This window comes from Ruminococcus difficilis, assembly GCF_016680995.1.
This window is the reverse complement of the sequence record NZ_JAEQMG010000031.1, coordinates 1-9,816: the sequence shown is the minus strand read 5'-3', so window position 1 is coordinate 9,816 and position 9,816 is coordinate 1. Positions and strand designations below refer to the sequence as shown.

Here is a 9,816-nt window from a genome sequence, read left to right as displayed (position 1 = left end):
GGTTCTATACCGTTTGCTTTTGCTGTTTCGATCAGACTGTAAATGATCGCGCTGGATTTGGCACCTTTGACGGTGTCGGAGAACAGCCAGTTTTTTCGCCCGATAACAAACGGTCGGATCGCGTTCTCGGCAAAGTTGTTGGAAATTTCAACCTCGCCGTTTTTCAAAAACGCTCGCAGATACTGCTCTTGGTTCAAGGCATAATTTACCGCGTCCTCCAGCTTGCTGCCGATAACGGGGTCGAGAGATCGCACCCAAAGGACACGCCAAAGCGTACTTTCCCGGGAAAAGAAGCTCCTGAATCATCTCGTTGGTAACGTCGTCACCCAACGGCCAGGAGATTCCGGCTTTCTTCGCTTTATCAGGTACATCAGAGATCGTGTGACGCGAGCAGTACAACTCTCGCTCCATCGCTCGCTGACTATGCCCTTCGCTGTGCAGTCTTAAAATGTTTCGGTAGTCGATCATTTCGACACCCTCCTTTTTGATTTAGTCACGCTTACGCGTGCCAAATCAATTATAGAGGGTGGTGCTCAGCTCCGTAAAGGGTGGTGCTAAAGCCGCGTGACCGTGGTGCTAAAACTCCGTGCAAGTGGTGCTCACGCGGCGGAATATACACATTTATTATACCACATTTTCGCTGTTTTGTCAGTATTTATCGGAGGTTTTGGGTTATTCAGTTTACATTACTTTAAATTATAATATTTATAATTATCACAACACAGTTTTTGGGTTTTTTCATGCTTTTATTGAATTTTATTATTAATTCTATACAAAGCAAGTCGACAAAATTTATGTTGCTTATATACAATTTATCAGCGATTGCTTTGGCAGTTATACCGAAATATTAATTTGCTTTTTCTGTATTTATTCACAATTTAGTATCATAATCACGCGTATTCTTCCCTCCTGCGCTCAAACGGCGAAAAAAACGCCCTTTTCAGAGCGCAAAAAAGGCCGGCAAAAGCCGACCTTTGAATATTGAAATTTTACAGAGTCTGAACCGTCAGTCCTTCTCCGTCAGATGTGACGTGTATCGCGGACAAGCTGCCGTTCTCGGAGGAAATCATCGCCTCGGCGATCTTCTCCTCTACCTCACGGCGGATTGTATTGCGCAAGTCGCGTGCTCCGCTCTTGCCGCCACAGGATTTCTCAGCGAGATATTCGCAAGCCTTGTCGTCGTATGTAAAGGAAATATGCTTCTCCTCAAGTGTGGATACGTATTCAGCGAGCATGAGCCCCGCGATTTTTACATAATCCTCGGACTTGAGATTATTGAACACGATCACCTCGTCAACTCTCGCGATAAACTCGGGACGGAGAAAATCGGACAGCGCCTTCATTACCTTCTCCTTGGACGCGTCCTCCATTGTCTTTCCAAAGCCGAGAGCACTTTCCTTTGTGCCTGAGCCGGCGTTTGAGGTCATTACAATGACGGTGTTCTCAAAGTTTACGGCTCTGCCGTGAGCGTCTGTTACCTTTCCCTCATCGAGAATCTGGAGCAGGATATTGAGCACATCGGGGTGCGCCTTTTCGATCTCGTCAAAGAGCAGTACGGAATAAGGACGGCGGCGAACCTTCTCGGTAACCTGTCCCGCCTCGTCATAGCCTACATATCCGGGTGGTGAACCGATGATCTTGGACACCGAGTGCTTCTCCATAAACTCAGACATATCAAGGCGGATAAGTGTTTCGGGTGTATCGAAGAGCTGCTGGCTGAGTACCTTTACAAGCTCGGTCTTTCCTACGCCTGTCGGGCCTACAAAGATAAAGGAAGCGGGTCTGCGGCGCGGCGAAATCTGGCAGCGGCTTCGCTTAATTGCGGAAGCAAGAGCCTCCACAGCCTCGTCCTGACCGATAATTTTCTTCTTGAGCTCTCCCTCGAGGTCGGCGAGCTTCGAAAGCTCGTTCTCGCGGATACGTGACGCGGGAATGCCCGTCCACAGCTCGATTACCTTGGCGATATCCTCTTCGGTAACGTGCGAAATCAGGCTGTCGGGATCAATGCCCGAAAGCTCTGAATCTATTTTAGCAAGGTCGGTGTTGACCTCGGCAAGCTTTTCATAGTCGACATTCTCGGCGGTTGTCAGCTCTTCCTTGAGCTGAACAAGGTTCTGCTTCTGCTCGTTGAGCTTATCGCTGCGCTCAAGATCCTTGTTCCTCAGAGCTGCGCACGCACAGCTCTCGTCGAGAAGGTCGATAGCCTTATCGGGCAGAAAGCGGTCTGTGATGTAGCGCTCTGAGAGGACTACCGTCTTGCGAACAATGTCGTCATCAACAACAACGCGGTGATGGTTCTCGTAATATTCCTTGACTCCCGCGATTACCTCGATAGACTGAGCAATTGTCGGCTCACCTACCTTGACGGGTTGGAAACGCCTTTCGAGAGCGGAGTCCTTTTCTATGTATTTTCTGTATTCGTTGAAGGTCGTAGCGCCGATTACCTGTACCTCGCCGCGTGAAAGAGCAGGCTTGAGGATATTTGCGGCGTTCATTGTTCCCTCGCTGTCGCCTGTACCGACAAGACTGTGAACCTCGTCGATAAAGAGAATGATGTTGCCGCTCTCCTTAATTTCGGAGACAAGACCCTTGATACGGCTTTCAAACTGACCGCGGAACTGGGTGCCCGCTACAAGCGAGGTGAGGTCAAGCAGCTGGATTTCCTTATTCTTAAGGCGCTGGGGAACATCGCCCGAAGCTATCCTGAGCGCTAGACCCTCGGCGATGGCGGTTTTACCTACGCCCGGCTCACCGATAAGACAGGGATTGTTCTTTGTTCGGCGGGAAAGAATCTGAATTACACGCGCGATTTCGGTATCTCTGCCGACAATGCGGTCGATCTTGCCGTCTCTCGCCTTGCGGGTCAAGTCCTCGCAGTAAAGGTTGATGTGCTTTCTCTTCTTATCCTTCTTCTCGGGCTTTTTAGGGTTGCCGGACTGGGAATCGTTCTTCTGTCCGCCGAAGATATTATTGAAGAAATTCGGGAACGCGGGCGCGCCGTGAGAGAAATCATCGTCGTCGCTGCCGGTCTGCTCAGCCGCGAAATCCTCCATCTGCTCAGCGAGATTGCCCGCGCCGAGCTGCTCCATCAGGCTGTTGATGTCGCCGCCCTGCATGAGGGAATTCATCTGATCCTGGACGTTTTCAAGATCCTCGTCGGAAATGCCCATCTTGCTTATCAAGTCCTCTACAGGCTTGATTTTCAGCTCCTTGGCACAGCTGAGGCAATAGCCGATCGTCGGCGCGTCCTTGGAATTATTATTTGTAACGAAAACGACCGCCTGCCGTTTTCCGCATCTGCTGCAAATCATAGTCAGTACCTCATATTATCTGTTGGTTAGGTTCTTATAGGTTTTTATTGTATAATAAATCGCGACAAATAGCAAGTCTGTTCACAAAAGCGTCACGAATTTTTTTTAGCTTTGCTTTCCTTTATCAGCAGCAGGAACATTCTCGAGTAATTCAGAAGTGCAAAAAGCATTACAAGAGCTGTCAGAATAAACAGTACCGTCACAAGAGTGAGGCTCTCGTAGGAGAATACTGCCTTCAAAAAGATTATTGTGACCACCGAGAAATAAAATACGACGGTCGCGAATTTACCGTACCAGCGCGCGGGAGGCGGAGTAATGCGCTTTATCAGCAGAATCAGTCCGCAGAACAGCATGGTGATCTCCTTGAACATCAAAAGCCCCAGAAGAGGCAGAATCGCGGGATAGTAGATTATCATACACAGCGCCACCGAAAACAGCGTGAGCTTGTCGGCGATCGGGTCGAGAATCTTTCCAAGAGAAGTCACCTGATTTAGTTTACGCGCCAGCAGTCCGTCAAAACAATCGGTCAGTCCCGAAAAGCCGATGCACACCGCTGCACCAATATAGTTTTGCTGCAGAAAGAAATACATAAACGGCACAACCAGCAGAAACCTGAGATAGGTCAGCAGGTTCGGAACTGTCCATAAATCGGAGATTTTGAAACTCCAGCTTTCATTATTCATAAATATCACCCTGTATATTTCCTATAAATATACGCACAGCGCCCTGAAAAGCGTACCGAAATACTGGTGGTTATCCGTCAGCGCAGGGCTTGCGTATGTCATTATAACATAAAAAATATTAATTGCAAGGCAAACAAACACAATTCCTTCGATACAGCCGAAAATACCGCCAAAGAAATGATTTATTCCGCTGAGCGCGGATAGTCGGAAGAACTTGAGGATCGCCCTGATAATAAGCTTGATTATGATCATAAAAATGAAAAACAGCACTGTCATTACAATGATATTGAGCACGGCGATGATTATCTCGCTCATAGGCTGTTCGATTGTTTTGGCAAGCTGCTGTGCCTGTGTATCGTCAATGATGATACCCTTCTGCAGATTGCCCGTGTTCACTCCCATCGGAGCGAAAAAGGTATTGAGCATTGTATTTACCCAATCGGGAGCTGACTTCATCGAGTTGGCAACCGCCTCGGAAAAACCGTTTTTGGCAATCTCTGACTCGAGGTTCGATAGGATAACCTTCTGAATGAAGGTTGTGTATATCCAGCCCGATATCACTCCCGAAAGAAAATGCGACAGCATAAGATTGAGCACCAATCCCGCAAAATTCAGCAGTGTCCGCGCAAAGCCGCGAATTGCTCCGATAACTATAAAACCGATGATGACCGCTGCGATTATCAGGTCAGATATCATTCGCCCGCCTCACTTTGCTGCTCCTGTTCGAGCTTCTCCTGCTCGCGCTGCTGCCGCTCCATCTCCGCCGTCACCTTCGCAAGATCGAAGTAGCGCATCTGGTTGATACTGAGAACGTACGCGGTGGAATCCGACGTCAGCGTTACGGCAGTAGCGCCCGTACCCGCGTCGCAGGTGTTGGTTATATTTCCCTCCGAATTGAAGGTGTAGATTGTGTTGCCGTCGAGAACGGCCATCGTACCCTTGAATACGGAGAACGACTCGGCGCCCTTTTCGGTGTCTATCTGTGTCTGAACGTCACCGTTATCGTTATATCTTATGAGCGTACAGCTTCTGCCGTCACCGCTTTTTGAGAGGGCTATAGCATAGCTTCTGGTCGACGGACTGAAGCAGTAATTCGTTAGCTTTCCCTCATATTTGACGCTTGCGTAGTCCTCTTCGCCGACCTTTACGACATATGACGCGTTTTCACCGACAAGGGCGATTCTCCTGCCGCTGATATACCTGCTGTCGAGAATCGAATCATTCTCAATCGTGTACTTTCCGACAGGCTCTTCCTTCGAGAAGTCGAGCACATATATGCCCGTGCGCATCGCGCCGTTGTTGCTCGTTATGCCGCAGGCAACGCAGCCGCTGCCGTCGCTGTTTATCGCGACCGAGTTGATGTAATATTCCGAAAAAGAATATTTATATATTCTGTTGTTATTCCGGTCAAAGGCGTACAGCTCGCTGAGAAAGCCGTTGCCCTCGGTGACAAGGCAGAAGTTTCCGTTAGGAGCGATATCTCCCGTGAAAATCACGCCTTCCGCGGTTCCCGCGTAAAGCTCCTTGTCGTATGTGAGAATCTGGTAGCCCGTATCGCCCAGCCCGTAGGTGAGGAAACGGTTTTCGCCGCTCTTCATAACAGGCTTTGAGTAACGAAGCTGAACGTTGGCAATCTCCTTGCCCGAGGAGTTGAGAGTGACGAACGAGGTATCTGAAGCATAGGCGACTCTGCTCTGGTTTACGGCGAAGTTGCCCTTCTTGACCTCGGAGCCGACAAGCTCTACGGGATAACCCTTGCCGCCGTTTCCGAGAACCTCATAGCTCCACCACATGGACAGGTTTTCCGGAGAAAGCTTGTCGCGGTTCGCAAAGGCGAGAACAAGAAGTCCCGCCACAAGCGCGATGGCCACAGCAATGATTATTTTTTTGACTGCCTTCGGAGAGATATTCGTGCGTTCCTGCTCGTAATCCTCGAGAGGCATGTCCTCATAGCTGATGACGGTGCGTTCCTTATTCGGCTTAGTTTCCGCGTACCGTCCGTTTCTTTTATTGAACATATTGAACTCCTGTCAATAATTGACTTTATTCAAATACAGTCCGCACGCCTGAGCGGTAGGCCCCGCGCAGGAGCGGCTGCGGCTTTCGATAATTTCGGGAATCTGATCGGGACGGAACTTTCCCTGCGCAACACGCAAAAGCGTTCCGACCATTATCCTGACCATGTTATAGAGGAAGCCGTCGGCTTCTACTCTCATGATAACCATATCGCCCTCGCGCGTTACAGAGAACGCCTTGACCGTTCTTGTCAAATCGCCCTGCTCGCGGTTGTCGAGGGTGCAGAACGAGGTAAAATCGTGTCTTCCGACATACGCCTGAGACGCATCGTTCAGCAGCTTTTCGTCGAGCGGATATCGGTAATGAAGCGCGTAGCCCTCCAGAAACGGAGAGCGAACCTCGCTGTTCCATATCTTGTAGATATACTCCTTGCTCTTGCAGCTGTAGCGCGCGTGGAAGTCGGTTCCGACCTCGCGGCAGTCATTTACGGCTACACTGAGCGGAAGCCAGCGGTTAAGCGCCGCCTTGAGCCGCTCCGGCGGAATCGGGTGGGTAGTCTTGAGGCTGATGCAGTACATATTCGCGTGTACGCCCGTGTCGGTGCGGCTGCAGCCTTTTAGGTCAAAGCCCTCGCCGATTATCTTCGTAAGCGCGGTCTGAAAAGCCTCCTGAACCGTATATGCGTTCTGCTGAATCTGCCAGCCGTGGAACTGCCTGCCGTCGTATGAAATTGTGAGAAGCAGATTTCTTAAATCACGCTCGTCAGGAATATGTTGCATACAATCACTCCGCCGATCAAGGCTGCTGTTGTTATCATCGATATTATATCTCTCGCGCTCATGCGCAGGATTTTCATTCGCGTGCGTCCGCTTCCGCCGCGGTAACAGCGGCACTCCATTGCGGTCGCGATGTCATACGCGCGTCTGAACGCCGAAACAAAAAGCGGTATCAGAATCGGAATCAGCGCCTTTACGCGCTTGAAGAATCCGCCCGACTCCAGATCGGCGCCTCTCGCCTTCTGAGCCTGCATGATTTTGTCGGTTTCTTCGAGCAGAGTCGGCACAAACCGAAGCGCAAGCGACATCATCATCGCGATTTCGTGAACGGGAAAATGTATTGCCGTCAGCGGCTTCATCAACCTCTCCATCGCGTCGGTGAGCTCTGTCGGCGAGGTGGTAAAGGTCAGGCAGGAGCTTGCCAGAATCAGGCAGATTATCCGCACTGTGACAAACGCCGCGCGGTGGATGCCGTTCCACGTTACGCGCAGAATCCACCACTGCCATATCGGTTCACCCGAGCCGTAAAAGAGATTGAGCACCGAGGTTATCAGCACCACGAACAAAATCACTTTCAGACTCTTGAAGTAGAATTTCGGCGATACGCCGCTCGCCGCTATCATAAAAATCGTGAAGGCGGCGATAAGACCGAGGGAAGCGTAATTGAAGGTGAAGAAAATCAACACCACAAACGCTATAAAACAGACAAGCTTCGCGCGCGGGTCGAGCCTGTGCATAAGACTTTTTCCCGGGAAATACTGTCCGAAGGCTACGTCTCTTACCATATCTTACCCTCCTTTTTGAGAATCGAGGAGAGTACCTCGAGCGCTTCGTCAACGGTGAGAACTCCGTCGGGCACATCGGTGCCGCGCTCTCTGAGCGTCTGCATAATCCGGGTGATCTGCGGTACCTTAAGACCGATTTTACGCAGATCATCACCCTTTGCAAACACGCTTTTTGTCTTGTCAAAATCGTGCAGCGTGCCGTGATTCAGAACCATGATCCTATCCGCTACACGCGCGATATCCTCCATGCTGTGTGAAACAAGCAGTACGGTCACACCGCGCTCCTTGTGGTAATTTACAATCTGACTGAGCAGAATCTCTCTGCCCATCGGGTCAAGGCCTGCGGTGGGCTCGTCGAGAATCAGAACCTCGGGCTCCATCGCCATTACACCGGCGATTGCAGCACGGCGCTTCTCACCGCCCGATAAATCAAACGGCGACTTATCAAGCAATTCTTCCTTAAGCCCTGTAAATTCAGCAGCTCTGCGAACGGCTTTGTCCAGAGCGTCGCCCTCAAGACCCTTATTCTTCGCTCCGAAGGCGATATCCTTGTAAACCGTGTCCTCAAAAAGCTGGTACTCGGGATACTGGAACACCATGCCGACGCGGAAACGGATCTCGCGGATTTTCTTAGGCTCTGTCCAGATATCCCTGCCGTCGAGCAGAACCTGTCCGCTTGTGGGCTTCATCAAACCGTTGAGCATCTGCACAAGGGTGGATTTTCCCGAGCCCGTGTGGCCGATGATACCGATGAATTCTCCCTTTTCGATAGTTGCGCTGAGGTTGTCCACCGCTTTTTTTTCAAAAGGAGTTCCCTGACCGTAGACAAAGCTCAGGTTTTTCAGCTCGAGAATGTGACTCATTTCATCACCTCCAGGAGCATTTGCGCGCACTCCTCCTCGTCGAGTGGAATGCGGTCTATTTTAACGCCGCAGCCCTTTAAGCGGAACGCGAGCTCCGCCGCCTGCGGCACGTCAAGTCTGTGTTTTTTGAGCAGCTCAACCTGCGAGAATACCTCCCCGGGCGTCCCCTGTGTGAGCACCTTTCCGCTGTCCATAACGACAACTCTGTCGGCAGATACCGCCTCGTCCATGTAGTGCGTAATCAGCACGACCGTTATACCCATTTCCTTATTCAGGCGGATAAGGGTCGACATGACCTCTTCCCTGCCGCTCGGGTCGAGCATCGCGGTCGGCTCGTCAAGCACGATGCACTGAGGCTGAATCGCCAGAATACCCGCGATCGCTATGCGCTGCTTCTGTCCGCCCGAAAGCTTATACGGCGCGTGCAGACGGTACTCGTACATACCGACAGCTTTGAGCGCCTTGTCGACTCTCTCGCGGATTTCCTTTGGCGGGACTCCGAGATTTTCAGGGCCGAAGGCTACGTCCTCCTCGACGATGCTCGCTACGAGCTGGTTGTCGGGATTCTGGAGCACCAGTCCGACCTTCTCGCGGATCTCCCATGTTTTGTTCTCGTCGGCAGTGTCATCTCCTTCGACATACACCTTGCCGCTGTCCGGCAATAGCATTGCGTTGAGATGCTTGGCAAGGGTTGACTTGCCGCAGCCGTTGTGTCCTATGACAGCCACAAACTCACCCTGTTCAACGGTGAGCGATACGCCGTCCACGGCGTTCTTGACGGGCTGACCGTCCTCGACGCTGTCATACGAGAAGAACACGTTTTCGATTGATATGAACATATTATTTCTCCCAGATAGCGGTTGAACCGCACGGTAATACGAGTCCCGTGTCGGTCACCCTTAGTCCGATTTCGTCGCTTGAAACGCAGCCGCCGAAGCTCTGCTGAAGCTGTACGCCGAGGAGATATTCCATTACGGCGGGCGACAGTCCTGTGGTATAGGAATTCAGAATGAAAAATACGGGGTTGTTGCTGAGCACCTGACGGCACAAATCGACAAGCGGGAAAAGCTGTTCCTCGAGCTTCCAGACCTCGCCTCCCGGGCCTCTGCCGTAGGACGGCGGATCCATTATGATGCCGTCGTAGCGGTTACCGCGGCGAATTTCACGCTGCACAAACTTTACGCAGTCGTCAACAAGCCAGCGGACAGGCAAATCGGCAATCGAGCTCGACTGGGCGTTTTCCCTAGCCCACTGCACCATACCCTTTGATGCGTCGACATGGCAAACCATCGCTCCCGCATTCATGCAGGCCAAGGTTGCGCAGCCGGTATAGCCAAAGAGGTTAAGCACCTTGAGCGGTCTGTTTTCATTCCTGATTTTTT

General features: G+C 51.1%; 8 protein-coding genes and 2 pseudogenes. All 10 read right to left on the bottom strand.

The genetic code is table 11. The features are described from left to right. Positions 1-221, bottom strand: a pseudogene (locus JKK62_RS01705) (IS66 family transposase); the annotation flags it as partial. A 768-nt stretch (positions 222-989) separates the two neighbouring features. Continuing rightward, positions 990-3,311 (bottom strand): ATP-dependent Clp protease ATP-binding subunit, encoded by a 2,322-nt coding sequence (locus JKK62_RS01700; RefSeq protein ID WP_201426684.1) that lies wholly within the window; start codon positions 3,309-3,311, stop codon positions 990-992. A 92-nt stretch (positions 3,312-3,403) separates the two neighbouring features. After that, the gene (locus JKK62_RS01695) at positions 3,404-3,994 is read right to left on the bottom strand and encodes a CDP-alcohol phosphatidyltransferase family protein (RefSeq protein WP_201426683.1); all 591 of its coding nucleotides are present in this window, start codon (positions 3,992-3,994) and stop codon (positions 3,404-3,406) included. A 21-nt stretch (positions 3,995-4,015) separates the two neighbouring features. Continuing rightward, positions 4,016-4,690 (bottom strand): CvpA family protein, encoded by a 675-nt coding sequence (locus JKK62_RS01690; RefSeq protein ID WP_201426682.1) that lies wholly within the window; start codon positions 4,688-4,690, stop codon positions 4,016-4,018. Beyond that, positions 4,687-6,012 carry a DUF5711 family protein gene (locus JKK62_RS01685; protein ID WP_201426681.1) on the bottom strand — a complete coding sequence of 442 codons (1,326 nt, stop codon included), beginning with the start codon at positions 6,010-6,012 and terminating at the stop codon, positions 4,687-4,689. Before JKK62_RS01685 ends, JKK62_RS01690 begins: the two co-directional genes overlap by 4 nt. A gap of 12 nt (positions 6,013-6,024) precedes the next feature. Then, positions 6,025-6,789, bottom strand: coding sequence for a tRNA pseudouridine(38-40) synthase TruA (gene truA, locus JKK62_RS01680; RefSeq protein WP_201426680.1), 765 nt, complete (start codon positions 6,787-6,789; stop codon positions 6,025-6,027). Next, entirely contained in the window at positions 6,759-7,571 is an 813-nt protein-coding gene (locus JKK62_RS01675) for an energy-coupling factor transporter transmembrane component T family protein (protein WP_201426679.1), read from the bottom strand. The genes truA and JKK62_RS01675 overlap by 31 nt, the downstream gene beginning before the upstream one ends. Then, positions 7,565-8,434, bottom strand: a complete 870-nt coding sequence (locus tag JKK62_RS01670; protein WP_201426678.1) for an energy-coupling factor transporter ATPase — start codon at positions 8,432-8,434, stop codon at positions 7,565-7,567. The genes JKK62_RS01675 and JKK62_RS01670 overlap by 7 nt, the downstream gene beginning before the upstream one ends. After that, positions 8,431-9,273 carry an energy-coupling factor transporter ATPase gene (locus tag JKK62_RS01665; RefSeq protein ID WP_201426677.1) on the bottom strand — a complete coding sequence of 281 codons (843 nt, stop codon included), beginning with the start codon at positions 9,271-9,273 and terminating at the stop codon, positions 8,431-8,433. Before JKK62_RS01665 ends, JKK62_RS01670 begins: the two co-directional genes overlap by 4 nt. Before the next feature lies 1 nt (position 9,274). After that, positions 9,275-9,816 (bottom strand): annotated as a pseudogene (locus JKK62_RS01660) (SAM-dependent methyltransferase); the annotation flags it as partial.

What these genes read in the sequence shown, in the direction of transcription:
- JKK62_RS01685 (WP_201426681.1), bottom strand. Translation starts at nt 6,012, where the DNA reads ATGTTCAATAAAAGAAACGGACGGTACGCGGAAACTAAGCCGAATAAG.
- JKK62_RS01665 (WP_201426677.1), bottom strand. Translation starts at nt 9,273, where the DNA reads ATGTTCATATCAATCGAAAACGTGTTCTTCTCGTATGACAGCGTCGAG.
- JKK62_RS01695 (WP_201426683.1), bottom strand. Translation starts at nt 3,994, where the DNA reads ATGAATAATGAAAGCTGGAGTTTCAAAATCTCCGATTTATGGACAGTT.
- JKK62_RS01690 (WP_201426682.1), bottom strand. Translation starts at nt 4,690, where the DNA reads ATGATATCTGACCTGATAATCGCAGCGGTCATCATCGGTTTTATAGTT.
- JKK62_RS01700 (WP_201426684.1), bottom strand. Translation starts at nt 3,311, where the DNA reads ATGATTTGCAGCAGATGCGGAAAACGGCAGGCGGTCGTTTTCGTTACA.
- JKK62_RS01670 (WP_201426678.1), bottom strand. Translation starts at nt 8,434, where the DNA reads ATGAGTCACATTCTCGAGCTGAAAAACCTGAGCTTTGTCTACGGTCAG.
- JKK62_RS01675 (WP_201426679.1), bottom strand. Translation starts at nt 7,571, where the DNA reads ATGGTAAGAGACGTAGCCTTCGGACAGTATTTCCCGGGAAAAAGTCTT.
- truA (WP_201426680.1), bottom strand. Translation starts at nt 6,789, where the DNA reads ATGCAACATATTCCTGACGAGCGTGATTTAAGAAATCTGCTTCTCACA.